General features: G+C 39.8%; 27 protein-coding genes and 2 tRNA genes. 24 read left to right on the top strand and 5 right to left on the bottom strand.

The annotated features are described in order from the left end of the window. The first annotated feature begins 9 nt into the window (after window positions 1–9). The 6 genes from SP60_RS07110 (at window position 10) to SP60_RS07135 (ending at window position 4,743) form a co-directional block, all read left to right on the top strand. Window positions 10–85 (top strand) — tRNA-Val (locus SP60_RS07110). A gap of 12 nt (window positions 86–97) precedes the next feature. Continuing rightward, window positions 98–174 (top strand) — tRNA-Asp (locus SP60_RS07115). Between the two features lie 153 nt (window positions 175–327). Continuing rightward, window positions 328–2,172 (top strand): SurA N-terminal domain-containing protein, encoded by a 1,845-nt coding sequence (locus tag SP60_RS07120; protein ID WP_053951965.1) that lies wholly within the window; start codon window positions 328–330, stop codon window positions 2,170–2,172. A gap of 75 nt (window positions 2,173–2,247) precedes the next feature. Continuing rightward, a complete protein-coding gene (locus tag SP60_RS07125) occupies window positions 2,248–3,177 on the top strand; it encodes a sulfurtransferase (RefSeq protein ID WP_053951966.1) in 930 nt (309 codons plus the stop codon). Window positions 3,178–3,262: 85 nt separating this feature from the next. Beyond that, complete coding sequence (locus SP60_RS07130; RefSeq protein ID WP_053951967.1) at window positions 3,263–4,294, top strand: c-type cytochrome; 1,032 nt, start codon at window positions 3,263–3,265, stop codon at window positions 4,292–4,294. Beyond that, window positions 4,288–4,743, top strand: a complete 456-nt coding sequence (locus tag SP60_RS07135) for a DUF302 domain-containing protein (protein ID WP_053951968.1) — start codon at window positions 4,288–4,290, stop codon at window positions 4,741–4,743. The genes SP60_RS07130 and SP60_RS07135 overlap by 7 nt, the downstream gene beginning before the upstream one ends. 56 nt (window positions 4,744–4,799) lie before the next feature. Here the strand turns inward: SP60_RS07135 and SP60_RS07140 are convergent, their stop codons facing one another. After that, window positions 4,800–5,582: an enoyl-ACP reductase FabI gene (locus SP60_RS07140; protein WP_053951969.1), complete on the bottom strand. Its 783-nt coding sequence runs from the start codon at window positions 5,580–5,582 to the stop codon at window positions 4,800–4,802. 91 nt (window positions 5,583–5,673) lie between these two features. Between SP60_RS07140 and SP60_RS07145 the strand changes: the two genes are divergently transcribed. The 12 genes from SP60_RS07145 to SP60_RS07195 all read left to right on the top strand — a co-directional run bounded on the left by SP60_RS07145 (window position 5,674) and on the right by SP60_RS07195 (window position 18,001). Continuing rightward, window positions 5,674–7,137, top strand: a complete 1,464-nt coding sequence (locus tag SP60_RS07145) for a PucC family protein (protein WP_053951970.1) — start codon at window positions 5,674–5,676, stop codon at window positions 7,135–7,137. Continuing rightward, a complete protein-coding gene (gene lspA, locus SP60_RS07150) occupies window positions 7,134–7,607 on the top strand; it encodes a signal peptidase II (RefSeq protein WP_053951971.1) in 474 nt (157 codons plus the stop codon). The genes SP60_RS07145 and lspA overlap by 4 nt, the downstream gene beginning before the upstream one ends. Further along, on the top strand, window positions 7,604–8,593 hold the full coding sequence (locus SP60_RS07155) for an NAD(P)/FAD-dependent oxidoreductase (protein ID WP_053951972.1): 990 nt from the start codon (window positions 7,604–7,606) through the stop codon (window positions 8,591–8,593). Before lspA ends, SP60_RS07155 begins: the two co-directional genes overlap by 4 nt. Further along, window positions 8,583–9,134, top strand: coding sequence for an Lcl C-terminal domain-containing protein (locus SP60_RS07160; RefSeq protein WP_053951973.1), 552 nt, complete (start codon window positions 8,583–8,585; stop codon window positions 9,132–9,134). Before SP60_RS07155 ends, SP60_RS07160 begins: the two co-directional genes overlap by 11 nt. Further along, window positions 9,124–10,818 carry a single-stranded-DNA-specific exonuclease RecJ gene (gene recJ, locus SP60_RS07165; protein ID WP_053951974.1) on the top strand — a complete coding sequence of 565 codons (1,695 nt, stop codon included), beginning with the start codon at window positions 9,124–9,126 and terminating at the stop codon, window positions 10,816–10,818. The genes SP60_RS07160 and recJ overlap by 11 nt, the downstream gene beginning before the upstream one ends. Before the next feature lie 214 nt (window positions 10,819–11,032). Further along, window positions 11,033–12,937 (top strand): threonine--tRNA ligase, encoded by a 1,905-nt coding sequence (gene thrS / locus SP60_RS07170; RefSeq protein WP_053951975.1) that lies wholly within the window; start codon window positions 11,033–11,035, stop codon window positions 12,935–12,937. Between the two features lie 2 nt (window positions 12,938–12,939). Beyond that, the gene (gene infC, locus SP60_RS07175) at window positions 12,940–13,473 is read left to right on the top strand and encodes a translation initiation factor IF-3 (protein ID WP_144418609.1); all 534 of its coding nucleotides are present in this window, start codon (window positions 12,940–12,942) and stop codon (window positions 13,471–13,473) included. Window positions 13,474–13,632: 159 nt separating this feature from the next. Next, window positions 13,633–13,830 carry a 50S ribosomal protein L35 gene (rpmI, locus tag SP60_RS08295; protein WP_082319663.1) on the top strand — a complete coding sequence of 66 codons (198 nt, stop codon included), beginning with the start codon at window positions 13,633–13,635 and terminating at the stop codon, window positions 13,828–13,830. Between the two features lie 12 nt (window positions 13,831–13,842). Further along, window positions 13,843–14,220, top strand: coding sequence for a 50S ribosomal protein L20 (rplT, locus tag SP60_RS07180; RefSeq protein ID WP_053951977.1), 378 nt, complete (start codon window positions 13,843–13,845; stop codon window positions 14,218–14,220). A gap of 118 nt (window positions 14,221–14,338) precedes the next feature. Beyond that, window positions 14,339–15,352 (top strand): phenylalanine--tRNA ligase subunit alpha, encoded by a 1,014-nt coding sequence (gene pheS / locus SP60_RS07185; RefSeq protein ID WP_053951978.1) that lies wholly within the window; start codon window positions 14,339–14,341, stop codon window positions 15,350–15,352. A gap of 1 nt (window position 15,353) precedes the next feature. Next, window positions 15,354–17,717 carry a phenylalanine--tRNA ligase subunit beta gene (pheT, locus tag SP60_RS07190; RefSeq protein WP_053951979.1) on the top strand — a complete coding sequence of 788 codons (2,364 nt, stop codon included), beginning with the start codon at window positions 15,354–15,356 and terminating at the stop codon, window positions 17,715–17,717. Continuing rightward, window positions 17,717–18,001, top strand: coding sequence for an integration host factor subunit alpha (locus SP60_RS07195; RefSeq protein WP_053951980.1), 285 nt, complete (start codon window positions 17,717–17,719; stop codon window positions 17,999–18,001). Before pheT ends, SP60_RS07195 begins: the two co-directional genes overlap by 1 nt. A 106-nt stretch (window positions 18,002–18,107) precedes the next feature. On the opposite strand, the gene SP60_RS07200 is transcribed toward SP60_RS07195, so the two are convergent. From SP60_RS07200 to SP60_RS07215, 4 genes are all read right to left on the bottom strand, one after another. Further along, window positions 18,108–18,578: a hypothetical protein gene (locus SP60_RS07200; protein ID WP_053951981.1), complete on the bottom strand. Its 471-nt coding sequence runs from the start codon at window positions 18,576–18,578 to the stop codon at window positions 18,108–18,110. A gap of 67 nt (window positions 18,579–18,645) precedes the next feature. Next, entirely contained in the window at window positions 18,646–19,725 is a 1,080-nt protein-coding gene (locus tag SP60_RS07205) for an AI-2E family transporter (protein WP_233487254.1), read from the bottom strand. A gap of 2 nt (window positions 19,726–19,727) precedes the next feature. Further along, on the bottom strand, window positions 19,728–20,036 hold the full coding sequence (locus tag SP60_RS07210; RefSeq protein ID WP_053951982.1) for a YqfO family protein: 309 nt from the start codon (window positions 20,034–20,036) through the stop codon (window positions 19,728–19,730). 1 nt (window position 20,037) lies between these two features. Further along, window positions 20,038–20,742 (bottom strand): DNA alkylation repair protein, encoded by a 705-nt coding sequence (locus SP60_RS07215; RefSeq protein ID WP_053951983.1) that lies wholly within the window; start codon window positions 20,740–20,742, stop codon window positions 20,038–20,040. 40 nt (window positions 20,743–20,782) lie between these two features. Here SP60_RS07215 and msrA point away from each other — a divergent pair, with 40 nt between their 5' ends. The 6 genes from msrA (at window position 20,783) to radA (ending at window position 25,810) form a co-directional block, all read left to right on the top strand. Then, window positions 20,783–21,274, top strand: a complete 492-nt coding sequence (gene msrA / locus SP60_RS07220) for a peptide-methionine (S)-S-oxide reductase MsrA (RefSeq protein WP_053952248.1) — start codon at window positions 20,783–20,785, stop codon at window positions 21,272–21,274. Next, window positions 21,271–22,035 carry a HesA/MoeB/ThiF family protein gene (locus tag SP60_RS07225; RefSeq protein ID WP_053951984.1) on the top strand — a complete coding sequence of 255 codons (765 nt, stop codon included), beginning with the start codon at window positions 21,271–21,273 and terminating at the stop codon, window positions 22,033–22,035. The genes msrA and SP60_RS07225 overlap by 4 nt, the downstream gene beginning before the upstream one ends. Window positions 22,036–22,191: 156 nt before the next feature. Continuing rightward, complete coding sequence (locus SP60_RS07230; RefSeq protein ID WP_053951985.1) at window positions 22,192–22,374, top strand: hypothetical protein; 183 nt, start codon at window positions 22,192–22,194, stop codon at window positions 22,372–22,374. 350 nt (window positions 22,375–22,724) lie between these two features. Beyond that, window positions 22,725–23,978, top strand: a complete 1,254-nt coding sequence (gene glyA / locus SP60_RS07235; RefSeq protein ID WP_053951986.1) for a serine hydroxymethyltransferase — start codon at window positions 22,725–22,727, stop codon at window positions 23,976–23,978. A gap of 18 nt (window positions 23,979–23,996) precedes the next feature. Then, window positions 23,997–24,449, top strand: coding sequence for a transcriptional regulator NrdR (nrdR, locus tag SP60_RS07240; RefSeq protein ID WP_053951987.1), 453 nt, complete (start codon window positions 23,997–23,999; stop codon window positions 24,447–24,449). Next, window positions 24,449–25,810: a DNA repair protein RadA gene (gene radA, locus SP60_RS07245; RefSeq protein ID WP_053951988.1), complete on the top strand. Its 1,362-nt coding sequence runs from the start codon at window positions 24,449–24,451 to the stop codon at window positions 25,808–25,810. Before nrdR ends, radA begins: the two co-directional genes overlap by 1 nt. The last annotated feature ends 76 nt before the right edge of the window (window positions 25,811–25,886 follow it).

Raw genomic sequence — 25,886 nt, forward strand, 5'->3', positions numbered from 1 at the left:
TGTTTTTTTGGGCGATTAGCTCAGTTGGTAGAGCGTCGCCCTTACAAGGCGAATGTCACAAGTTCAAGTCTTGTATCGCCCACCAAAAAAACATTTCGGAGCGGTAGCTCAGCTGGTTAGAGTGCCTGCCTGTCACGCAGGACGTCGCGGGTTCGAATCCCGTCCGCTCCGCCATAACTATTTCTAGTTTTGGCATCCGAATTCAAATCAATTTAAAACTATCTAAAAACACCTTTTATTTTTATAAACTTTTTCGTTTATAATCATTTGTTTTTTATTGTTTAAATTTTGACGCTTGTCTTTCAAGCATCAAGCCACTTCATACTTATGCTTAGTTCTATTAAAAACAAAACCAAGGGCTGGTTAGCCTATTTAATTGTCGGCTTAATCACCATTCCTTTTGCCTTATTCGGTGTTAATGAATACTTTACCGGTGCTTCTAATATTATTGTTGCTTCCATTGATGACGATGAAATTTCAAAAGAGGCGTTTTTGGCTGAATTCAATCCACAAAAAAGACGCCTACAGCAAAAATTAGCTGAGCAGTACAATACAGATTTTGATGCGGTTTTAAAGCAATCAATTATCAATCAAATGATTGATAAGCATCTACTTAATCAGTTGGCTGAAAATATGTCGCATGCGACAAGTGGTTCAGAATTAAACGCTATTATTCAAACTAACGACTTGTTTCAAGAGCAGGGGCGTTTTTCGTTAGAAAAATATAAAAACTTATTGAGATTAAATGGCTATACAGCTGCTGAGTACGAATCTGTTAGAGCAAAAGAGTTAACGCAAAATCAAATTAAATACAACTTACTTGACTCTGCTTTTATGTTGCCTTCACAGCTTGAAAGATTGCAAAATTTAAATGATCAGCAGCGTGAGTTTTCTTATATCAGGCTTAATGCTGATGATTACACAGCTAAAGTGAATGTGAATGAAAAAAGCATTGAGGATTATTATAACAATCAAAAAGAATCATTCTTTGCACCTGAGCAAGCCAAAATTGAATTTGTTGAGCTTTCTTTAGCTCAAGTAGCTAAAACTATTAAAGTCACAGAGAATGAGTTGTTTAATTTTTATGAAGACGAGCAGGCTCGATTTACAACAGAAGAAGAGCGTCAAGCACAGCATATCTTATTAGCAACCGAAGAAGCTGCTAACAAAGTACTAGACTTGCTTAATAAAGGCGGTGATTTTGCCAAATTAGCAGCGCAATACTCCCAAGATGAAGGTTCAAAAGATTTAGCTGGCGATCTCGGTGCGTTCGGTCGTGGAGTGATGGTTGGCGCTTTTGAGGACAGTGTCTTTGCTATGCAAGAAGGGCAGTTAAGCGAGCTGGTCAAGTCTGAGTTTGGCTATCATATTATTAAGCTTAACAAGATTCAACCTGGCTCAATAAGGCCTTTTAAAGCGGTTAAATCAGAGCTAACTCAGCTTTATACTGAGTCTAAGGCGCAAACAGATCTCTATGATTTAAGAGAGCAATTGGCTAATTTAGCCTATGAGACCAATCTAGAAGAAGTGTCTAATCAAATGGCACTTGAGACACATACTAGTGATTTTTTTGACAAAAAAGAAAGTAAGCTTGATGCTAAGATTGTAGCCGCTGCATTTAGCGATGTTGTTTTAAACAAGGGTGAAAATTCTGAAGTATTAGAGCTTGATAAAGATCGATTTGTTGTTGTACGTTTAAAAGATAAATTGGCACAACGCCAAAAGACATTTGACGAAGTTAAAGGCGAGATTAATACACACTTAACTCGTTTATTGGCCAAGACTTTTGTTGATAATATCGCTACTCAAATTGCGACATCTGCAAAAGCTGGAGATGATAAGTCTGTGATGCAATTATTGAACAAAAACTCACTTAAGTGGGAGTCTGCAGGCTGGGTTAAGCGTGACACTACTGAGGTAGATATGGCAATTGTTAATAAGGTTTTTGCCTTATCAAAGCCAAAATCTGGATCAGTCTTTAGCGCTCAAAGTCTAGATAAAAGACGTGCACTGGTGATTAACCTAACAGGGGTTAAAGTGTCTGAATCCAAAACTTCAAAAGCCAATCTTGAGACCGTGTTGTTAGGTTTTGAGTCTAATGAGATTTTTGTCAATATTTTGCAAACATTACGATCTCAGGCCGAAATCAAGGTCTTTAATGCAAATCTATAAGCTTTAGCTTATGTTGTAGAGTTCTGTCTGTTTATTTAGTATACTGTCCTTGTATTTTTAAGATAAGAGGTTGTTATGTTGCTTAGATTTTTGCAGACTATTATATTTTCGTGGGCTATTTTTCCAGCTTTTGCATACTCATTAGTTATCCCTTCGCCCTTAGTTGATACCGACTGGGTCAGTGAAAATATCGAAGATCTGGTGATTTTAGATGTACGTAAAGATCTTGATAGTTTTTCTGAGCAAGGCCATATTCGTGGTGCAAACCTTGTTAACACCAAAAAAGTAAGAGTCACACGTACCATTGATGGTGTTGAGCTTACACGTATGAGACCCGATCAAGCTGGTTTTGAGCGCTTTATGTCGGCACATGGTGTGAGCAACAACTCTATTGTGCTAATCACCCATCAAGGGCAAACACCTGGAGATGTTGCTGGTGCAGCTCGCTTGTATTGGCAAATGAAGTATTACGGCTTTGAGCAAGTGTCTATGCTAGACGGAGGTGATGCTGCTTGGACTGCAAGCATGGAAGAATTAAGCAAAGATTCTACCAAGGTTAAGAGTGGTCAGTTTAATTTTGAAAATAACGCCAATAATAAAATTTTAGCAACCATTGAAGAGGTGAGGTTAGCGATACTTGATCCTAGTATTCAACTAGTCGACACTAGAAGCTTGCGTTTTCATGTTGGCTTGGATAGTAGAAATTATGTGTATGATTTAGGCCATATTCCCAGTTCTAAGGTTTTTCCTTATAAATTTTTACACCCGCTCAAAGGGGTGATGGTTTTTCCTACTAAGCAACAAATAAAGGCCCGATTTAGCTCGCTTAATATCAACCCAGATGCATCGATTATTTTGTATTGTAATAGTGCTTATGAGTGCTCATCTGTCTGGTTTAGCTTGCACGAAATTTATGGCAATCAAGCGGTTCAGGTTTACGATGGCTCGCTGCACCAATGGACTAAAGATGCCAGCCACCCAATGACGATTAATTTAGCAAAATAAATCTGTTTTTTTCTTGATGTAAATCAATCTTTTATCGGGCTTTCTATATTAGAATGCTCTTATAAAAAATAAAGAGAGAAAAGTTGTGAAATCAAAGAAATTATTAATTATTTTATTTTTGCCCTGGTTGAGCTTTGCCGGTGGACAAGAAATCTATTCTGAAAATTGTGAAAAGTGTCATGGCTTTTCTCAACAAGGATCTTTAGGTTTACCACTGTATCGCTCAACGGTTGCGAATCATTCGGATGGCTACCTTAAGAAAACCATTGAGTATGGACGCCCTGGAAGAATCATGCCAGGCTTTAAACTCTCTAACGCTCAAACGGTTAAGTTAATTCGTTTTTTACGTGCAGGTGTTAAGGCTCCACAATATAGTAAAGAGCCTATTGTTGGCGATGTTGAGGCGGGTAAGTATACTTATGAGCAATATTGCCAAAGGTGTCATGGCAAGCAATTACAAGGTGGTGAAGGTACGGGTAAGAATTTCTCATGGCAAAAGGATCGAGATGTTTCTCCTCCTGCGCTTGCCAATCAAGGATTTTTGCATGCAGCTGAAGATCAAATGATTAAGCACATTATTATGAAAGGTATTAAAGATACAGAAATGATGTCGTTTGAAAAGGAATTTAATTTCACCGATCAAATGGCGAATGATTTGGTGGTTTATATTCGCTCACATCAGCAATCATCAGTCTTTAGCGATACACCCAAAGCTGTTGAGGATGAAGAGCCGCTAGTATTTGTTTATCAATCTCAACATGATCTTGCTACGACTGTTGATAAGCTCAAAGATTCTGCAGCAGCTTATAATTTTAGAGTGTATCCATCTAGAACTTTATTTGAAGGTCTTGGAGGTCCAGAAGGCGCTGATCAAAAACAAATTGTCGTGAGATTTTGTAATTTTAAAAATATGCAGAAATTCTTAAAACTCGACCCAAGGCTCGGCGTTATACTGCCTTGTAGGGCGACAGTGGTTGAAAACAATCAGGGGGAAGTGCATATATATTTAGAAAACTACGTGCATGCAATTAAACGTTTTAACAATGAACAAATTTCAATTGATGCTAAGGATTTGATTGACAGCATGAAAGAGATGGTTGAGGAGGCAGTATGGTAGTTAGAGTTTTTGCTTTATGTGTGCTAATGTTTGCATCAGTGGCTTCAGCTGGACACAATGAATTATTGATTGAACGTGTTAACGCTAAGTTTTCTTATACTTGGCTTGCACTAGACAAAACCATTAAAGCCAATGGCTATAAGGCGGCTTACTTACAGCGTTGTGATTTTGCCTTGAACGAGCGCCATTACAAATCAGATAAATACCGTATTTTGTTTTTTGGCCAATATGATGAGATGAGGCGGATGAGTGCAAAATATCCTAAATTGTCACCGTTTTTCCCATTAAAGATAACAGTTATGGAAGAAGGTTTACATACATTAATCATTGCCACACCGCCAATTACATTGCTGCCTTTGGTAAAAACTGATGAAGATAGAATGCAGATTTTTCGCTGGAATGAGGATGTAAAAAGTATCCTGAAACAAGTTAAAAACCAATATAAATAGACACAAAAAAGCCTTGATTTATCAAGGCTTTTTTTTGTTTTGGCGTAACTTAAAGTTTACTCAGGGCCTTTATCATAAAAACTATAACCTGAGTCAATATAAGTAATTTCACCGGTAATACCCGAGGCTAAATCAGAACATAAGAAGGCGGCAGCATTACCCACCTCTTCTGTTGTAACCGTGCGTTTAAGTGCTGATGAGTCTGCAGCGTAGTCAAGCAACTTACCAAAGTCTTTAATGCCTGAGGCGGCTAAGGTTTTAATTGGACCAGCAGAGACAGCGTTCACACGAATACCGCGCTCAGGCCCCATGGCTGCTGCCATATAGCGTACGTTTGCTTCAAGTGAAGCTTTGGCAACACCCATAACGTTGTAGTTAGGGATGGCGCGAATCGCACCCAAATAGCTAACGGTTAGCAAAGCACCATTATCGTTAAGCATAGGTGAGGCGTATTTAGCCAAGGCGGTAAAGCTGTATGAGCTAATATCATGTGCTGCAGTAAAATTTTCACGTGTAGTTACTTCAACGTAGTTACCATTGAGCGCTTCACGCGGTGCAAAGGCTACTGAATGTACAACAATATCAAAGCTATCCCAATGGTTTTTAAGCTCTGCAAAAGTTTGCTCAATACCTTCGTCGGTGGCTACATCACATTCGATTACAATATTAGAGTTGCAGACTTCAGCACATTTATCAACACGTTTTTTTAATTTTTCGTTTTGATAGGTTAGTGCAATTTCACACCCTTGTTTTGCCATCGCTTCAGCAATACCCCAAGCAATAGAGCGGTTAGAGGCAACACCAACAACCAGCGCTTTTTTTCCAGTCATGAAACCCATTTAAATCTCCCATATGTCATTAATAAAAAACAAATTATAACCTACACAGCACCTATAATAGCTAACTGTTATTGTAATTATTAGTTGCTGAATGTTAGATATTTTCTTAACGCCGATTCGCGCATTTAGAATGCGCTACATTCCTTTATTGTTAATCTACTTTTCGTATGGTAGTGGTATAGCATTTACAGCGATTGCTGTAAATTTTTGGGTAAAAGATACATTGGATATGACAGCATCAGATTTAGCCGAGCTAGGTATTTGGCTAACTATACCGTGGACAGTTAAGATGATTTTTGGGCAAATGGTTGATAGCGTCAATATCTTTGGTTCTAATCGAAAACCCTATGTTTATATCGGTGCACTGCTAATTACCACCAGCTCGCTGATGATGATTGCGGTAGTGGGTGATTATGCCATTGTGGAAAATTTTCCCAAGAAATTCGTCTATATTTTAGCCAGCGTAATTGCAGTGGTTGGCTTTGTTATGCAAGATGTGGTAGCCGATACCATGACCACTGAAGTTCATAATAAAAATCAATCTGAAGAAGAAATTCATCACGAACTTGCCACCATTCAAGTACTGGCACGTTTGTCTTTAGGCTTTGCTATTTTTATCACGGGCTGGGTTGGCGGTGAGCTGGCTGATGTGTTTCATGATCATCGCGAGGTTGTTTTCCAAATTGCCCTGTTTGTACCTTTGCTTTCTATTTTGGGTGTGAGCCTGGTTAAGCTCAACCCTGTAGCCGTATCACCTGTAAACAAACATGTACTATATGGCGGGCTTATTTTTGCGGTGTTTATTGTGCTTATGGGTTATAACGATGTGCCTTATTCACAAGAGATTGTTTTTGTTATCTCATTGTCAGTAGTGCTGTATTTGTTGTCTGATCTTATTAATGATTTGGATGCAAGCACCATTCGTCATATCAAAATGGCGATGATTATTATTTTTGTCTATCGTGCTATGCCCTCAGTCGGCGCGGGATTAAGCTGGTGGGAAATTGATGTTTTAGGCTTTGATGAATCCTTCTTTGCTAAATTATCCGCCATTGGTGGTGGTATTGCTCTGGCAGGTATGTGGTTCTCGGCTAAGTTTATTATCAAGCGTGATATTGTTGAAGTGCTTATTTTCCTGACTATTATCGGCACGTTGCTTTCTATGCCGATTGTGGCGATGTATTATGATATTCACACCATGCTTGGTTTTGATGCGCGTACAGTGGCTCTAGTGGATACCGCTATGGCTTCCCCGTTTGATTATATCGCCCAAGTGCTGATGCTGACTTTAGTCGCCATTTATGCACCCGAAGGTAAGAAGGGTACTTGGTTTGCGCTGATGGCAAGTTTGATGAATATTGCACTGTCTGCAGGCGGCTTGTTTACCAAATATTTAAATCAGGTGTTTGTGGTGAGTCGAGAAGTGGTGACTGATGGGGTGATTACAACAGCGCAGAATTACACAGAGTTAGGTAGCTTACTTTGGGTGGTGATTGTTATTGGTTTTGTGGTGCCTATTGTTACTATTATTAAATACAACCCTAATAAAGCATGAAGCATACAAAGTGGTTTCTCTTAGCGTTGTTATTAGTTGTTATTGATCAGCTAACCAAGCTCTTGGTTTATGGCTATTTAAAGCCTCATGAGTCCTTGGAGATTACTGGATTTTTAAGTATCACTCACGTGCATAATTATGGCGCTGCTTTTAGTTTTTTAGCCAATGAAGATGGCTGGCAGCAAACTTTTTTAGTGACTATTTCCTCTATGGCTAGTTTAGCCATTATTATCTGGATGGTAAAAACAGCTCAAGTGCATGCATCCAAGCTGATAGCACTCAGCCTAATTCTATCCGGCGCTATTGGTAATTTAATTGATCGAGCGGCGCTCGGCTTTGTAATTGATTTTATTGATCTGCATTATCAGGACTTTTATTGGCCAGTGTTTAATGTGGCAGATATTGCCATTACCTTAGGTGTTATGCTATTGCTAATGGTTGATTTTAAGCAAGAGAAGTCTAAGTCATGAGTGATTGTCTGATTATTGGCGGCGGTGTTATTGGCATGATGAGTGCACGCGCCTTAGTGCTTAGTGGTGTCAAAGTGACGCTGCTTGATCAAGGTGTATGTGGCCAGGAGTCCTCTTGGGCGGGTGGTGGAATTATTTCGCCGTTGTACCCCTGGAAATATGATGATTTAACCAATGAATTAAGCCTGGCTTCGCAAGCAGTTTATGAGCAATTATGCGCACAAATCTTAGAAGATACCGGCCTTGATCCAGAGTATTTAAAGTCGGGCTTACTGATGATGGATGAATACGATTCCAACGTAGCAAGCGCTTGGTTGATGCGTTATGGCTTGGATTATCAAACGCATGAGAAGGGAGGGTTGTTTACCAATATTGCCCAAGTTCGCAATCCTAGATTAATCAAGGCCTTAAAGGCAGATATTTTAAGTAAAGGCGTAAAAATTGTTGAAAACACTCAGGTTGAATCACTTTTACTTAGCCATGATAAAGTACGGGGTGTGAACACTAGTCAGCAGGCATATTTATCAGATCATGTGGTGGTTTGCTCAGGTGCCTGGAGTTCGCAGTGGCTAGACTTAAAAGAAGAAATCTTTCCTATGAAAGGTCAGATGATTGTGTTGAAATCCAAACCAGGTGTTGTTGAGCACATTATGCTCGACCAAGGGCGTTATATTATTCCTCGTCAAGACGGGCGAATTTTAGTCGGCTCAACCATGCAAAATGTTGGATTTGATCGTACGACAGACCCTCAGACGCAGCAATCATTACAGACTTTTGCAGTACAACGATTCCCAGATTTGAAACGTGCAGTTATTGAGCATCATTGGTCGGGCTTTAGGCCGGCGAGTAAATCTGGTAAAGTAATGCTTGGCAGACATGCAGAGTTTGATAATGTCTATCTAAATACTGGGCATTTTCGCAACGGTCTTAATATGGCACCAGAAAGTGCCAAAAGAATCACCCAATTAATTACCCATGAAACTTAGACTACTATTTTTAATCCTGATATCGCTTACTGGCATAGCCAATGCCCAGCTTTTTAAAGTATCTGATCAGGGTGCAATTTTAAGCAATATTTCTACAAAACAGCGCTGTGTACTGGATGATCAATCAAAACTCGTCTGGGAAATAAAGCTCGCCAGTAAAGGTTTGCAAAATACCCAAAATACCTACACTTGGTTTGATGGGCAAAGCGGTGTTCAAAACGGTGATTACTCGCATAATTGTCATTGGGCTGATTCTTGTAATACCCAAGAATATATTAAGGCCATCAACACTCTGAAACTTTGCCAACAAAAAAAATGGCGCTTGCCAACACAAGCAGAGCTAAAAACATTGCTATTGTATGGCGACAATGATTTACTGATTAACCAGCAATTTTTCCCTAATACTCAGTTAAAGTCTTACTGGAGTTCTAACGAATTAAGTCGTGATATTGCCATTGATGTGCCGTTTTATTATGGTGGTAGTCAAAGCGCAGACAAGTCATTTGACGCCTACGTACGTTTGGTCAGTGATGCTCACTAGAGAATTTGACCAAGTTTTATTTGAGTCTTACTCGAATGACATTCCCACTTTTTTAAAAAAGATTTATGCTGCTCGTGGTGTGTCTGAAACTCAACTATCACTTGGGCTTAACAATCTACTCACACCAAAATTTGATCAATTAAATGATGCATTAGCCATATTGGAGCAGGCTTTGCTTGCTCAGCAAAGAATTTTAATTATTGGTGATTTTGACTGTGACGGCGCAACTGCTTCGGTGGTGGCGGTTAAATCCCTGCGCATGATGGGCGCTAAATACGTGGATTTTTTAGTACCCAATCGCTTTGAGCATGGCTATGGCTTGTCACCCGAAATTGTCAAGCTAGCTATCAAGGAAAAACAGCCTGATTTAATCATCACCGTTGATAATGGAATTTCCAGTTTTGAAGGTGCTAAGTTAGCTAAATCCTCAGGCATTCAAGTGATTATTACAGATCACCATCTGCCGAGTGAAAATCTGCCAGAAGCGAGCGCTATTATCAATCCAAACCTTAAAGGCTGCGAGTTTTTAAGTAAAAATCTTGCTGGTGTTGGCGTCTGTTTTTATTTGTTTTCAGCGCTAAAAACCCATCTGAATAAAGCGCAATATTTTGTTAAAAATAATATCCCCTTGTCAGACCTGCGCACTGTGCTTGATTTGGTCGCACTTGGTACGGTGGCGGATGTAGTGAGGCTTGATCAAAATAATCGAATTTTAATTGATCAAGGTATTAAGCGCATTCAAGCTAAACAATGTGCGCCTGGCATTTTGGCACTACTGGAAATTGCCAATCGGCAAGCTCAAACCTTACAAGCCAGTGATTTGGGTTTCGCCGTAGGTCCACGCCTAAATGCAGCGGGGCGTTTAAGTGATATTTCTCGAGGCATTAAATGTTTGTTAACGGATGATATTAATGATGCTAGGCGTTATGCTCAAGAGTTAGAAGAGTTTAATCAAAAGCGTAAAACAGAGCAAACGCGTATTCAAGATGAGGCACAAGCCATTGTTGATAGCCAAGATGTATCAGAAGGAAAGTTTGCCCTAAGTTTGTTTAACCCTTCTTGGCATGAAGGCATTGTTGGCATTGTCGCGGGCAAGCTCAAAGAAGATTATCATTGTCCTGTAGCAGTATTTGCCAAATCTGGCGATTTTCTAAAAGGCTCTATTCGCTCTATCCCTAGCGTGCATATTAAAGATTTACTTGATTTGGTGGATCGAGAAAATCCTGGCTTAATTTTAAAATTTGGCGGTCATGCGATGGCAGCGGGTTTAAGCATTAAAGCAGAAAATTTCTGGTCATTTAAGCGTGCTTTTAACGACGCTATTAAAGCCCATCTTAATGATCAAATTCCAACAGTAGAGCTCTTAACTGATGGCGATCTTGAAGCATTTGACGTTTCTTTAGAAAATGCTGAAATCATCAAAAATGCTGGACCTTGGGGGCAAGGGTTTGACGAGCCTATCTTTTTTGGTGAGTTCGATGTAGTCGATCAAAAAGTCGTTGGCGAAAAACACCTTAAATGTCGATTAAAGCTACAAGGCGATACTCAAGTGCATGACGCTATTGCCTTTTTTCAAGCACCGCTTGAATCAACCCAAGTTAAAGTGGCTTACAAACTCTCAATTAACATTTGGCGAGGAAACACATCCTTACAACTGATGGTTGAACAAATTAATCCGGTTTAATTAGGTTGTAAAATTTCAGAAATTTTGCAAATCATTCTTTTTAAACACTTTTTTATTGATAAAAACACTTAAAACAGCCTTTTAAAGGCTATAAAAAGCTATTTTTTTGTTGTTTTATTACTTAAATATTGTATTATTTTAAAAATTTCGGATTTTCTTTAAATCTGCCTATATCAAGGTAAAATACAAGCTTTTATTTTTTGATATTTCTATCATGCCAATCATCACTCTGCCAGACGGCAGCACAAAATCTTTTGATCAAGCATTAACCGTCTTTGAAGTGGCCAAGTCGATTGGCTCTGGACTTGCTAAAGCAACACTCGCAGGAAAAGTAAATGGCGAGTTGGTTGATGCTTCTTATTTGATCGAATCAGATGTTAGTGTCTCTATCATTACTGCAAAAGATGATGAAGGCTTGGAAGTTATTCGTCATTCTACGGCGCATCTTTTGGCACAAGCCACACAAATGCTTTATCCGGATGCTCAAGTAACGATTGGCCCGGTGATTGATAATGGTTTTTTCTACGATTTTGCTTACAAAGATGGTTTTTCAGAAGGCGACTTAGCCAAGATTGAAAAAAACATGAAAAAACTGGTCAAGCAAAGTCTTAAGATTGAGCGCTCTGAGATGAGTCGTGATGAGGCAGTTGAGTTCTTTAAAGCCAAAGGCGAGCATTACAAAGCAGAAATTATTGAATCTATTCCTGCAGATCAAACCTTGTCTTTGTATAAGCAAGGTGATTTTATTGATTTGTGTCGTGGCCCACATGTGCCGTCAACCTCAAGACTTAAAGCTTTCAAGCTGATGAAACTTGCCGGTGCTTATTGGCGTGGTGATTCTAACAATGAAATGTTGCAACGTGTTTACGGTACGGCGTGGGCAACCAAAGAAGATTTAGAGGCGCACTTGCATCGCTTGGAAGAAGCGGAAAAACGTGACCACCGAAAAATTGGAAAAACTCAAGATTTATTTCACATGCAAGAAGAGGCGCCTGGCATGGTGTTTTGGCATGAAAAAGGTTGGACGTTATATCAAATTGTTGAGCAATATATGCGTGGTGTATTTAGAGATAATGACTATAAAGAGGTGCACACGCCACAGCTAATTGATAGAACGCTTTGGGAAAAATCAGGTCATTGGGATAAGTTTGGTGATGCGATGTTTACCACTCATAGTGAAAATCGTGATTATGCGGTGAAGCCAATGAATTGCCCTGCGCATATTCAAATTTATAATCAAGGGCTTAAGTCTTATCGTGACTTACCACTGCGTTTGGCGGAGTTTGGCTCTTGTCATCGTAATGAGCCTTCGGGTACTTTGCACGGCATTATGCGTGTGCGTAATTTTGTTCAAGATGATGGGCATATTTTTTGTACTGCAGATCAAATCCAATCCGAAGTATCTGAGTTTATTGATTTAACTTTTAACGTATATAAGCATTTTGGTTTTGATAATGTTGATATTAAGCTTTCTACTCGCCCTGAAAATCGAGTGGGATCGGATGAAGTTTGGGATAGAGCGGAAGCAGCACTCGCTGAGGCGCTAGATGCAAAAGGCATTAACTGGGAATTGCAAGAAGGCGAAGGTGCGTTCTACGGCCCTAAAATTGAATTTGTCTTAAAAGACTGTTTGGATCGTGAATGGCAATGTGGCACGTTACAGGTTGATTTCTCAATGCCAGAGCGCTTAGATGCGCATTATATTGCCCAGGATAACTCTAAGCAAACCCCAGTTATGTTGCACCGCGCAATTGTTGGATCTTTGGAGCGATTTGTCGGAATTTTGATCGAACATTACGAAGGCGCTTTTCCATCTTGGTTGGCGCCAATTCAAGCGGTTGTGCTTAATATTTCTGAAAAACAGCTTGATTTTGTCAAAGATGTGAACAAAAAGTTAAAAAAACAAGGACTTAGAGTGATTTCGGACTTGCGTAATGAGAAGATAGGCTTTAAAATACGCGAGCATTCCATGCAACGTTATCCGTATATTTTAGTGGCGGGCAAACGTGAAATGGAAAACAACGAAATTTCAGTACGCAGACGCGGCGGCGAAGACTTAGGGTCTATGTCGATTGAGGCGTTTGTAGAGCTGGTAAATAAAGAAACAATAGAGGGATAATTATTAAAAAACCAAGTAATAAGAACAAAACTCGAGTTAACGATTATATTAGAGTTTCAGAAGTTCGATTAATTGACGAAAAAGGTGGGCAAGTTGGTATTGTTGATACTAATGAAGCTAAACAAAGAGCTAAAGAAGTAAACTTAGATTTAGTTGAAGTTTCTCCAAATGCGGAGCCGCCAGTTTGCAAGATCATGGATTTTGGTAAATATCTTTACGAATTAAAGCAGCAAAAGAAAGAAGCTAAAAAGAAACAAAAGAAAACCCAAGTTAAAACCATTAAATATCGCCCTGGTACAGAAGAGGGTGATTACCAAATTAAATTTAGAAATTTGGTCAAATTTTTAGATAATGGTGACAAGGTTAAAGTAAGTATTTGGTTCCGTGGTCGCGAAATGCAGCACAGAGAATTGGGTATGGAAATGCTCGACAGAATTGAGAAAGATTGCGAAGAATTTGCTAATGTAGAACAAAAAGCAAAGATGGAGGGTCGTCAGCTAGGCATGATGCTGGCACCCAAATCGAAAAAGAAATAACGATGCGTTAAATTATACTGCGTTATTCAGTCTTTACCGTACCTAGGTGTACTGTTCAAGACTGAATGCCTTGTCTAATTTAGACCTCATTATTTCTTTAGTTTTATAATAAGTTATTCATATGAATAACAAATATGTCCAAAGGACAAGGAGAAAATTATGCCGAAGATGAAAACCAATAGAGGTGCTGCAAAGCGCTTCAAGAAAACTGCCAGTGGCGGTTACAAGTGTAAACACTCTCACTTGCGTCATATCCTGACTAAAAAGAGTACTTCTAGAAAGCGTAGCCTACGTTCACCTGACACAGTAGAGAAGGTAGATGTACCAATGGTTCGTAGAATGTTACCGTATAGTTAAGGAGAATAGAAAATGGCAAGAGTATCAAGAGGTGTGCAAGCGCACGCAAGACATAAAAAAATATTAAAGAAAGCTAAAGGCTATTACGGTGCACGATCAAAAGTATATCGCGTTGCTAAGCAAGCGGTTATTAAAGCGGGTCAGTATGCATACCGTGATCGTCGTCAGAAGCGTCGTCAGTTCCGTCGTCTTTGGATTGTACGTATTAATGCAGAAGCTCGTAATTGTGGTTTAAGCTACTCAAGATTGATTGATGGCTTAAATAAAGCAGGTATCGAGATTGATCGTAAAGTTTTATCAGATATTGCAATTTTTGACAAACCCGCATTCGCCATGATTGCGGATCAAGCAAAAGAGGCAATAGCTAAAGCGGCTAAAGCAGCCAAATAGCTAAAACTAAAGCCATGATTTATCATGGCTTTTTTCATACCAAACTATTAAAGACATCTTTAAAAATTTATGATAACTTCTAGAAAATACCATGAATTCTTAAAGATGCCCCGTACAAATGATTGAACCAATTCTTGAAAAAGCTAGCTCAGCTATTGCTGATGCGCAAGACTTAAAAACGCTCGACGACATTAGAGTTACTTTTCTGGGCAAAAAAGGTGAACTGACTGCTTTGCTAAAGGGGCTAGGAAAGCTTTCTAAAGAAGAGCGCCCTAAAATGGGTGAAGCCATTAATCAGGCCAAGGTTGAGCTGCAGATGCAGCTAACAGATAAAAAAAATCACCTAGAGACAGTCGAGCTAGAAAAGCGCTTATTAGAAGAACAAGTGGATGTTTCTCTTCCCGGGCGTCACGCTGAAATGGGCGGCTTGCATCCTGTTACGATTACACTTAAACGTATTCAGGCACTTTTTGCCAAAAATGGTTTTGAGGTAGCAACTGGCCCCGAAATTGAAGATGATTTTCATAACTTTACCGCGCTAAATATCCCTGAGCATCATCCTGCGCGCGCTATGCATGATACCTTTTACTTTAATGATAATACGGTACTTAGAACGCATACATCGCCAGTGCAAATTCGAACCCTGGAAAAACAAAAACCACCTGTGCGTGTGATTGCACCAGGGCGTGTATATCGTTGTGATTCAGATATTACTCATACTCCGATGTTTCACCAGGTTGAGGGCTTAATCGTTGACAAAGATGCTAATTTTGCGCAGCTAAAAGGCTTGTTGATTGATTTCTTACGTGCTTATTTTGAAAAAGAAGATTTACAAGTGCGTTTTCGCCCCTCTTACTTTCCGTTTACTGAGCCTTCAGCTGAAGCTGATATCGAATGTGTGATTTGTGGTGGCGAAGGTTGTCGCGTTTGTAAGAAAACCGGCTGGCTAGAAGTGCTAGGCTGTGGTGTGGTACACCCCAATGTGTTAAATTCCGTTAATGTGGATTCTGAAGAATTTACTGGATTGGCCTTTGGCATGGGTGTAGAGCGCTTAGCAATGTTGCGTTACGGCGTTAACGATTTAAGACTATTCTTTGAAAACGACGTACGTTTTCTAAAACAATTTAACTAATATGAATATTTCAACATCTTGGTTGCGTGAGTGGATTTCACCAGTCGTTACAGACGAAGTGCTCGCTGAACAATTAACAATGGCAGGTCTAGAAGTAGACAGTATTGAAACGGTTGCACCTGCTTTTAGTAAGGTAGTGGTTGGACATGTTGTATCGTGTGAAAAACACCCGGATGCTGATAAGCTTAACTTGTGTCAAGTTGATGTAGGTGAGGCTGAGACTGTACAAATCATCTGTGGCGCTAAAAACGTGCGTACAGGGCTTAAGGTAATGGCCGCTTTGGTTGGTGCAAAATTACCCGGTGATTTTAAAATTAAAAAAGCCAAGTTGCGTGGTGTTGAATCATTCGGCATGATTTGCTCTGATTCAGAGTTAGGGTTGAGTGATGCTTCTGACGGCATTGCTGAGCTCGATGTTGAGGCGCCAATTGGTCAAGATATTAGAGAATATTTAGATCTTGATGATCATATTATTGAGCTAGACATCACCCCTAATCGTGGCGATTGTTTTTCAGTGTTAGGTGTTGCGCGTGAAGTGAGCGCTAATTACAACATGGCATTTGTCATGCCTGAGATCGAAGTAAACGCTTCTGGCAATTCGAGTATCTCTACCAATGTAAGCAATACTAAAGCCTGCCCTAAATATTTAACCAGGGCTATTAACGGTATTGATAATACCGTGCAAACACCTCAGTGGATGGCAGATAAATTAACGCGCTCAGGTCAAGCGACACATTCTCCAGTAGTTGATATTACCAACTATGTACTCATGGAGCTCGGCCAACCAATGCATGCATTTGATTTGTCTAAAATCAAGGGTGCGATTGACGTTAGAAACGCGAATTCAGGCGAAACTGTTGAGCTTCTAAATGATTCAACGGTTGAGTTAAAAGAAGATACCTTGGTTATTGCTGATGAAAATTCTGTGTTGGCGATTGCTGGTGTGATGGGTGGCGAAGCAAGCTCTACACAGACAACAACAACGGATATTTTGCTAGAAAGTGCCTTTTTTGAGCCAGTCTCAATTGCGGGCAAGGCCAGAAATTATGGCCTGCATACTGAATCATCACTGCGTTTTGAGCGGGGTGTAGATTTTAATATCACCGAGCTTGCACTAGATCGTGCCGCTCAGCTTGTGGTTGAAATTTGTGGCGGTGAAGTGAGTGATATTACAGCTAATATCGATGATTCAACACTCCCAGAGCTAACACCTATTACCATTACAAAAGCCAAAATTCAGAAAGTATTGGGCTTTGAGCTAGACAGTGATTGGATTGAAGAAAAGTTTATTAATCTTGATTTTGAAATTAGCGATAAAACTGCTGATTCATGGACAATTGTCCCGCCAAGTTTTAGGTTTGATATCCGTATTCCTGCTGATTTAATTGAGGAATTGGCTAGACTCTACGGCTATGATAAATTACCCGTGCAAAAATTATCACTAGATGCCAATATTAATGTGATTAAAGAGGCGCAGGTTGATCAGTATGATGTGATGCAGGCTTTAGTGAGTCGTGGTTATCAAGAAGTGATTACCTATAGTTTTATTGCTGAAAAGTATCAAACGTTAATTGACCCTTCAGCTAAAAAAATCACGCTTTCAAATCCAATTTCAGCCGATATGTCGACCATGCGCTCGTCACTTTGGGCTGGTCTTTTGCAAACAGTAGAATCTAATCAAAGACGTGGTCATACAGATGCACGATTTTTTGAAATAGGCTTATGTTTTGCTGGTGTGAAAGCGGATGAGCAATCAAATAAATTAGCAGGTATTGTTTCGGGTAACCGTTTTGATGCTCAGTGGTCAGGTGAAACCCAACCTTTAGATTTTTTCGACGCTAAAGCTGATCTTGAGTCAATCTTGAGTTTTACATCAGCAATTTTTGATTTTGAAGCAGCTGAACATCCGGCACTACAAAAAGGCCAGAGCGCTAAAATTAGCCTGAATGGTGAGCAAGTGGGCTGGATTGGTGCACTGTCTCCAACCCTGCAAAAAGAACTATCACTGCCGCAATGTTATTTGTATGAGGTGGATTTAAATGCCATCTTAATAGGAAGAGTTGCTAAATATCAGGCTTTCTCCTCTTATCAGCAAGCCCAAAGAGATATTGCACTTGTGGTTGATCAAGCAACACCAGTTGCCCAATTAACAGATGCAATCAAAGGTTTGTGCCAAGAGCATTTTGTTGGTGTGAATTTGTTCGATGTGTATGCAGGCGAGCATGTCGAATCTGGCAAAAAGAGTGTTGCGCTTAATCTTATATATCAATCTTTAGAGGCAACTTTGGCTGATGAAGAAGTCAATACAAAGGTCGATGAAGTGCTTAGTCTAATGCAAGATAAATTTTCGGCCACACTTCGATAATGGCACTCAGTAAAAAAGATATTGCTGATGAGCTGGTGCGTGAGATAGAGATAACGCATGCACAAGCGTTACAATTAACCAATGATTTTTTTAACCAAATTCAGGCAACACTAGCTTCAGGTGAAGAAGTTAAGCTGTCTAGTTTTGGTAATTTTGTACTCAGAGAAAAATCCGCTCGTCCTGGTAGAAACCCTAAAACAGGTGAGGCGGTAGAGATATCAGCTCGAAAAGTGGTGAGCTTCAAAGCTGGACCAAAACTCAAAAAACTTACTCAAGCAGGCTAGTTAATCACTGATAGCGTTCACACCCCGCAAGGGGTGTGTTTATCCAGATGGACAAGTGATGGGGTTGATTACTTGTAGATATTATGAAAAATTATAGGCTTGGTTGTTAGTCACTAATAGCATTCATAAAACCCTTTAACACCGGCATGACTTTATCAACAATTTGCTGATTTTTTTCACTATTGTTTACATGGCCTTCAATAATTTTTTGAGTATCTAGTAGTGTGGTTTGGTAATCATCATCAAACTCAAAATTAATAAAGTAAAAACCTTTGGCTTTATCTCTCACAGATCTTACTGATAAGAAATCAGTCTCCCAGGCAAGTTCAGCCGTATACACTGCGTTAGACTCTGTTGTGTCTTTTTGCAATAGAATAATAGTACTACCAAAATGAAAAATAAAATGATTAGCGCCACAACTAGAGGCAGGGCTGGTGGCTAGCTCACCACTTTCTAAGGCATCAGCAATTTGTTTTAATTGGGTGTTATTAAGCTGGATGTATTTAGCATCTAGATAAGCATCAACATTGGTATCAGGATGGTTATTTTTAATATATTCAACTAACTTATTTAACATGCAAACCCTATTGGTAAATTAAAGGAAGGCATTATACCTGATTTTGATTTTATCGCCAGAGAGGTGTTTAGCGCTGATCTAATGAGTCGGCATATTTAATCGCGTAGACATCAAAAATACTGATAGCCATAGCGGCAATAATTGGCCCAATGAATAAGCCTAAAATGCCAAATTGAATAATCCCAGCCAGTGTTGATAAAACAGTGATTAGCGTGTGGTTTAGCGCACTAGAGTGATGACTGTTTTGGGTAAATTTCTGAATGATCAAAGGTCTAACAAAATTATCAATAATAGTGCCAATAAACACCGCACCAAATAACACAATAATTAGTGCATCAGTTGTTTGTCCTTGTGAATAAAGATACAGGCTCAAAGGTAGCCAAATAATCAAGCCTCCGAGTACCGGGATAAAGCTGGCGAGCGCCATGGCAATGCCAAAATATAAAGCCGGCAAGCCTACCAGGATCACCGCGATAGAGAAAAGCACACCTTGTAAAATAGCAATACTAAAAACACTACCGACGAGGGTAATAGAAAGGCTTGAAAATTGCTTTAGTAAAATCTCATCTAGGTAGTTTTCTAAAGGTGAGAGATTCTTAAGGCGTTTAATGGTGTTTTTGCCATCTATGTAGAAATAGTAAAGTGCAAAAACACTAACAACCAAGAAAAAGACAAAATGCGAAGAGAGAGATAAAATACTGGTCAAAATAGTCACTGAAAAATCTTTAATATTAGTCAATAAGCCTTCTAAGTTGTTATTGATGGTTGTACTTAAAGTGGCTTTAAGTGGCTCGGAAAAAGGCAATCCTGAAATGGTTTGCTCAAGTATTTGGCGGCTTTTCTCCAAACTAAAGTCGGTATTGATGGTTTGAATTAGGGTTGATACTTCAAGACCGCTAATGAGCAAAATATAGCTCAATGGTAAAATCAGAATGGTTGTTACTAATGCTGTCATTGCTAGTGCTGCATGGTTAGCAGATAGGCGCGATTTGAGTTTGTTGTATTGTGAAAAAGTGGCAATGGCAATAAGTAGCGCTAAAAATAAAGCAGGGATAAAAGGCATAAATAGCCAAATGAGTCCACCAATGGCGAGCAATAATAAGCTCAGCATAAATCCATGTTCGTACGGGGCTTGTTTCTTCATCATAATTAATACTCCATTTTGATAACGCTATAAGCTACTTGCTCATAAGGATGAGAAAATTTCATGGCTTTAATGGCTAAATCAAGGTTGTCATCAACACAAAGCATTTCCACTTTGTACTCTTCTATAGCTTCTAATTCGTCCAATAGGCCAATGGCAGGCTGGGCATTGTTGATAGGCTTGAATTGCCCCATGCCAATAGTTTGCCAAGCACATTGTTCGTAGTTTTCATGCTGGCCTGCACCCGCATCAAACATCGCATTTTTAACAATTTCTAAGTCGGTTTCTGGCACATAAAAACTAATTTGATACACGTTAAAAACCTCCTTTCAGATACGCTTTTCGCTCAATTTCGGCCATGCGTTCAATCGCATATCTTAAAGTAGTTCTAGGGAGTTGTGCGTAATTTTCTCGTAAGAAAGCTTTGCAGGTGTCAGGATTTTTTTTATAAACCTCTCTTAGCATCCAACCAACAGCTTTATGGATTAAATCTTGCTGGTCGTTTAGCAGTAGTTGGCTAATCGTTAAAGTTAGTGTGAATTGATTTTGCTTGATAAAGGCGAGGGTTGCCACAATGGCAATGCGCCTTTCCCATAAATTATTTGATTTTGCCCAATCAAGCAAAAGACTATGTTTGTTTGGATGGCTGAGTAGATAATCACCAATAATATGCGGCGTTGAGTAATCAACCAAATCCCAATTATTTACTGCCTGTAGATTTTTTAAATAATAATTAAAAACCGCTTCCGACTGGGAAGACTGATATTGATAAACTAGAATAATTAACCCACAGTAGCGAATTTCATGAACAAGGTGATTGATTAATAGGTCAATTTCATTAAAGTTGATACGCTGATAATATTGCTTGGCAATTGAGCGAATTTGCGGCGTGCGCACGCCGATAAATTGGTCAAACTCGCTATACTCTCCCGGCCCAGTTTTAAAGTAATATTCGTTTGATTTTCGCCGAGAGTCGCTCGCAAAAGATTTGAGTTGTGTGATTACTTCTTGGGCGCTCATCAGCTATACTATTATTTTTTTAAATTATATTGAATCATACATGCAAACAGCTTATTTTGCCGGCGGATGTTTTTGGTGTGTTGAAGCTGTTTTTCAACGTATTTCAGGTGTGGCGAGTGTTGAGTCTGGCTATTGTAATGGGCTCACTCAAAACCCTACTTATGTAGATATTTGCACCGGATTAACTGGGCATGCTGAGGTGGTTAAAGTTAATTTTGATGAATCTCAGCTGAGCTTTACACAGTTACTACAGGTCTTTTTTGCCACACATGATGCCACGACGCTGAACCAGCAAGGTAATGACAAGGGCACGCAATATCGCTCAGCTATATTTTATGAAAATATTGAGCAAAAAAATCTAGCCCAGCAATATATGCAAACATTGGGCGACAAAATTGTGACAGAAGTGAGCGCCTTGGATGTGTTTTATCCAGCGGAAAACTATCATCAAAACTATTTTAATAACAACCCAGATCAAGCTTATTGTAGAATGTTAATCATGCCAAAACTCAATAAATACTTTAATTCATGAACGATCAAGACCTGCTTAGATATTCGCGCCAAATTATGTTGCCCCAAGTGGGCATTGAAGGTCAGCAAAGTCTGCTAGATGCCACTATGTTGTTAATTGGCGTTGGTGGCTTGGGTTCTCCTAGTGCGCTGTATCTAGCAGCTGCAGGCGTTGGACATATTATTATTGCTGATTTTGACAAAGTCGAGCTCTCCAATCTTCAGCGCCAAGTGATTCACCATACACCCGATATTGGCCAATATAAAACTGACTCGGCTAAAGCAAAAATGCTGGCCATTAATCCAGACATTAAAGTAACCACGTTGACGGATCTTAGTAAAGAAAACCTAAATAGTTGGGTGGCCAAAGCAGATGTGGTGTTAGATGGCACGGATAATTTCGCCACGCGCTTTAAAATTAACGCCGCCTGCGTACAAGAAAAAGTAACACTGGTTTCTGCAGCGGTTATTCGTTTTGAAGGGCAGCTATCGGTCTTTAAAGGTTATGAGGCAGACCAGCCTTGTTATCAGTGTTTGTATAGTAAAGAAGGCGAGGATAATGAAAATTGCACAGAAAACGGTATTCTTGCACCGGTTGCAGGATTTATGGGCACATTGCAAGCGCTTCAAGCTATTAAAGTAGTGCTAGACTTGGGTGAGCAGTTGAGTGGAAAGTTGATGATTATCGATGCGCTAAAGCTTGATTTTAGAACGCTAACAATTAGTAAAGATGCCCATTGTCCAATATGCCAGGCTAAGTCAGAATCTAACCAAACAAGCTAGATTTAATTGCACTAAATTGGATAATTTTTTTGATAAAAAATGGATTATTGATGGACATCGCTGTATAATTGCTCAAATTATAAATTTTATTGTTTAAAGTGTTTTTTAGTTGTAGACCTTTACAGCGGATACTTTAAGATTTTTTAGGAGTAAGATATGAGCGGACAAATGCAAAGACCTGCAGTTCCTACAGGTGTAGTTGGTAAAGAAGGTTTCAGAGTTACAACAACTCAAAAAACTGTAGATGGTAAAGTACCTGCAGGTTTTCACGTTGGTTACACAACTGAATGGGATTCAGTGCAAACAGAAGTGCCATACCAAACACCTAAGAAGCCATAATTTATAACTAAATTATTGGAATAAAAAAAAGCCGCAAACTGGGTAATTAGTTTGCGGCTTTTTTATTGTTTAAGCGTTTTTTTTAGTGTCATTCTTAAAATTTCCAAAATTTTTCATACGCAAAGTTTGGCTCGACTATTTTTGCTTAATTGCTTGAATTTAAGCATGTAAAGTGACTATTTTTACAAGGTTTTTGCTCAAATATACCCCTTATAAGCCTTATTCTGGCTTGATTTGCATAATTTCCTAAATTTTTAAAATTAGACGCTGACTTTGGTCGATAGATTGCTGTTTGTGCGTTAAAATTATCATCTTAAATCTAAGAAAATATTAAAAAAAAGGAGAATGTTATGTTTGATAGATCCCAAACTTTAGCCAAAGTAGATAGTGAAATTTCAAATGCAATTGTGGCGGAGGTTGCTCGTCAAGAAGCGCATATTGAGCTGATCGCCAGTGAAAACTACACCTCACCTGCAGTGATGGAGGCTCAAGGCTCTCAGCTGACTAATAAATACGCTGAAGGCTATCCTGGGAAACGTTATTACGGTGGTTGTGAGCATGTAGATATCGTTGAGCAATTAGCAATTGATCGTGCTAAAAAATTGTTCGGTGCAGATTATGTTAACGTGCAGCCGCATTCTGGCTCTCAAGCAAACGCAGCGGTTTTCCAAGCATTGTTAGTACCGGGCGATACTATTTTAGGTATGAGCCTTGCACACGGCGGACATCTTACACACGGCGCCAAACCTTCTTTTTCTGGAAAAAACTTTAATGCAATTCAGTATGGCTTAGATGAAAGTACTGGCGAGATTGACTACGCTCAAGTAGAGGCGCTAGCCCAAGAGCATCAGCCAAAAATGATTATTGCAGGATTTTCAGCCTATTCACGCGTGGTTGATTGGCAGCGTTTTAGAGACATCGCCGATTCAATTGGTGCGTATTTGATGGTAGATATGGCGCACGTTGCTGGTCTGATTGCAACCGGTGAATATCCATCTCCAGTGGGTATTGCTGATGTTACTACCACCACGACACACAAAACTCTACGCGGCCCTCGTGGCGGTCTGATTTTGGCTAAAGCTAATGAAGAAATTGAGAAAAAGCTTAATTCGGCGATTTTCCCAGGTATTCAAGGCGGCCCACTGATGCATATTATTGCTGCTAAAGCGGTTTGCTTTAAAGAGGCAATGAGTGATGAGTATAAAGCCTATCAAAAGCAAGTTAAGGTCAACGCACAAGCGATGGCGGATACTTTTATTCAGCGTGGCTTTGATGTTGTTTCTGGCGGTACAGACGATCATTTATTTTTAGTGAGCTTTATTGATCAAGGTTTAACTGGTAAAGCAGTTGACGCAGCGCTTGGTAATGCCCATATTACCGTTAACATGAACGCCGTACCTAATGATCCACAATCACCATTTGTAACCAGTGGTATTCGTGTGGGTACGCCTGCGGTGACGACGCGCGGATTTGGTGAGCAGGAGTGTCGTGATTTGGCTAGCTGGATTTGTGACATTTGTGATGATCTAGATAATCAAGCGATGATCGATGAAGTGAAAGCAAAAGTGGCTAAGGTTTGCGCTCAGCATCCTGTGTACAAATAGTTAGTATTAAGGGGAAGAATGCGCTGTCCATTTTGTCAGTCTGACGACACCAAAGTATTAGACACACGTTTAATTGATGATGGCTCGCAAGTGCGTCGCCGTCGCGAGTGCACCTCTTGTGGTGAGCGCTATTCAACCCGAGAAACGGTTGATTTAAATCTACCACGCCTGATTAAAAGTGATGAATCTCGGGAAAGCTTTAGTGAAGACAAGCTTCGCTCTGGCCTACTTAAAGCTTTAGAAAAACGCCCGGTTAAAACCTCGCAAATTGAAACCTCCATTGCTAGAATTTCACGCAAACTAATGACTCAAGCAGAGCGCGAAGTGCCTTCAGCCAAAATTGGCGAATGGGTGATGGAAGAGCTTAAAGCGCTTGATGAAGTGGCTTATATTCGCTTTGCTTCGGTTTATCGTCAATTTCAAGATATTGAAGCCTTTAAAAATGAGATTGAAAAGCTCATGAAAAAGTAGTGGCAAAAACTAAAGTAGAGTTTGTTTGTCGTGAGTGTGGTTCGTCGCAACCACAATGGGCAGGGCAGTGCCTAGACTGCAAAGCCTGGAATACTTTGGAAGAGGTGGTTTTATCTCAAGCAACTTCTTCAAAACCTGAAAGTCTTAAAGATCTGCCACCTTCTAAAGTTCAAAACTTATCAGACATTAAGTCTGAGCATCGTCAAAGATTAACAACAGGTTTAACAGAGCTTGATCGCACTTTAGGTGGTGGTTTGGTAGATGGCTCAGTGGTGCTAATTGGCGGTGATCCTGGGATTGGTAAATCTACGCTCATTTTGCAAGCAATGGCCGCCATTAATAAAACCAATACTACCTTGTACGTCAGTGGTGAAGAGTCAGCAGAGCAGATTAGTGATCGTGCAATTCGCTTAAATATTCATGAAGATATTTTGCTTTTGAGTGAAACTCACTTAGAAAAAATTATTAAATTAGCTAAAGAAGTTAAGCCTAAAGTTATTGTGATTGACTCCATCCAAACCATGGTGACAGACGGCTCCACCTCGGCGCCTGGTTCAGTTACGCAAGTGAGAGATTGCGCCGCTCAACTGACGCAGTTTGCCAAGCAAACCAACACCATTTTACTGATGATTGGCCATGTGACTAAAGGTGGCGCACTGGCTGGACCTAGAATTTTAGAGCACATGGTTGATGCGGTATTGTATTTTGAGGGCGATGCAGGCGGGCGTTATCGCATTATTCGCGCGGTGAAAAATCGCTTCGGTGCGGTAAATGAAATCAGTGTTTTTGCCATGGGTGAAACTGGCCTTGTGCAAGTGGAAAATCCGTCAGCCATTTTCTTATCTAATCAAGCCAAGCCATCGCCAGGTTCGATGGTCATGGTTACGCGTGAGGCAACTAGGCCGTTGATGGTTGAAGTGCAAGCTTTGGTTGATCAAGCGGGTGGCAACCCTAAGCGCGTGAGTGTCGGTTTAGAACAAAATCGCCTAGCGTTGCAACTCGCTGTGCTACATAAGCATGGCGGTGTAGCAACACATGATCAAGATGTTTTTGTGAATGTGGTTGGTGGTATTAAAGTGAATGAAACCGCTTCTGATCTGGTGGTGATGCTGGCAATTATGTCGAGTCTGAGGGATAAAGTAATCCCGAATGATTGGATTGCGTTTGGCGAAGTAGGCTTAACGGGTGAGGTGCGCCCGGTTTATAATGCCATTGAGCGCTTGCAAGAGGCGCAAAAACACGGCTTTAAGGTGGCTATCATCCCTAAGGGTAATATCCCAAAAAAAGCGCCCAAAGGCTTAAAGATTGTTCCAGTAGAGTATTTATACCAAGCTTTACAATATATGAGCGAGAATACTTAAATATTTTTTTCAAAAACTTGAAACTCTTTGTGTACTGAGCACGTATTAATAAATATAGGTTTATTAATCAAAGGAT

This window comes from Candidatus Thioglobus autotrophicus, from assembly GCF_001293165.1.
Taxonomy (GTDB): Bacteria; Pseudomonadota; Gammaproteobacteria; order PS1; family Pseudothioglobaceae; genus Thioglobus_A; species Thioglobus_A autotrophicus.

Excerpts from the sequence above, each read along its gene's own strand:
- SP60_RS07120 (WP_053951965.1), top strand. The coding sequence starts at position 328 with ATGCTTAGTTCTATTAAAAACAAAACCAAGGGCTGGTTAGCCTATTTA.
- SP60_RS07125 (WP_053951966.1), top strand. The coding sequence starts at position 2,248 with ATGTTGCTTAGATTTTTGCAGACTATTATATTTTCGTGGGCTATTTTT.
- SP60_RS07135 (WP_053951968.1), top strand. The coding sequence starts at position 4,288 with ATGGTAGTTAGAGTTTTTGCTTTATGTGTGCTAATGTTTGCATCAGTG.
- SP60_RS07140 (WP_053951969.1), bottom strand. The coding sequence starts at position 5,582 with ATGGGTTTCATGACTGGAAAAAAAGCGCTGGTTGTTGGTGTTGCCTCT.
- SP60_RS07145 (WP_053951970.1), top strand. The coding sequence starts at position 5,674 with ATGTTAGATATTTTCTTAACGCCGATTCGCGCATTTAGAATGCGCTAC.
- lspA (WP_053951971.1), top strand. The coding sequence starts at position 7,134 with ATGAAGCATACAAAGTGGTTTCTCTTAGCGTTGTTATTAGTTGTTATT.
- SP60_RS07155 (WP_053951972.1), top strand. The coding sequence starts at position 7,604 with ATGAGTGATTGTCTGATTATTGGCGGCGGTGTTATTGGCATGATGAGT.
- SP60_RS07160 (WP_053951973.1), top strand. The coding sequence starts at position 8,583 with ATGAAACTTAGACTACTATTTTTAATCCTGATATCGCTTACTGGCATA.
- recJ (WP_053951974.1), top strand. The coding sequence starts at position 9,124 with ATGCTCACTAGAGAATTTGACCAAGTTTTATTTGAGTCTTACTCGAAT.
- thrS (WP_053951975.1), top strand. The coding sequence starts at position 11,033 with ATGCCAATCATCACTCTGCCAGACGGCAGCACAAAATCTTTTGATCAA.
- rpmI (WP_082319663.1), top strand. The coding sequence starts at position 13,633 with ATGCCGAAGATGAAAACCAATAGAGGTGCTGCAAAGCGCTTCAAGAAA.
- rplT (WP_053951977.1), top strand. The coding sequence starts at position 13,843 with ATGGCAAGAGTATCAAGAGGTGTGCAAGCGCACGCAAGACATAAAAAA.
- pheS (WP_053951978.1), top strand. The coding sequence starts at position 14,339 with ATGATTGAACCAATTCTTGAAAAAGCTAGCTCAGCTATTGCTGATGCG.
- pheT (WP_053951979.1), top strand. The coding sequence starts at position 15,354 with ATGAATATTTCAACATCTTGGTTGCGTGAGTGGATTTCACCAGTCGTT.
- SP60_RS07195 (WP_053951980.1), top strand. The coding sequence starts at position 17,717 with ATGGCACTCAGTAAAAAAGATATTGCTGATGAGCTGGTGCGTGAGATA.
- SP60_RS07200 (WP_053951981.1), bottom strand. The coding sequence starts at position 18,578 with ATGTTAAATAAGTTAGTTGAATATATTAAAAATAACCATCCTGATACC.
- SP60_RS07205 (WP_233487254.1), bottom strand. The coding sequence starts at position 19,725 with ATGATGAAGAAACAAGCCCCGTACGAACATGGATTTATGCTGAGCTTA.
- SP60_RS07215 (WP_053951983.1), bottom strand. The coding sequence starts at position 20,742 with ATGAGCGCCCAAGAAGTAATCACACAACTCAAATCTTTTGCGAGCGAC.
- msrA (WP_053952248.1), top strand. The coding sequence starts at position 20,783 with ATGCAAACAGCTTATTTTGCCGGCGGATGTTTTTGGTGTGTTGAAGCT.
- SP60_RS07225 (WP_053951984.1), top strand. The coding sequence starts at position 21,271 with ATGAACGATCAAGACCTGCTTAGATATTCGCGCCAAATTATGTTGCCC.
- SP60_RS07230 (WP_053951985.1), top strand. The coding sequence starts at position 22,192 with ATGAGCGGACAAATGCAAAGACCTGCAGTTCCTACAGGTGTAGTTGGT.
- glyA (WP_053951986.1), top strand. The coding sequence starts at position 22,725 with ATGTTTGATAGATCCCAAACTTTAGCCAAAGTAGATAGTGAAATTTCA.
- nrdR (WP_053951987.1), top strand. The coding sequence starts at position 23,997 with ATGCGCTGTCCATTTTGTCAGTCTGACGACACCAAAGTATTAGACACA.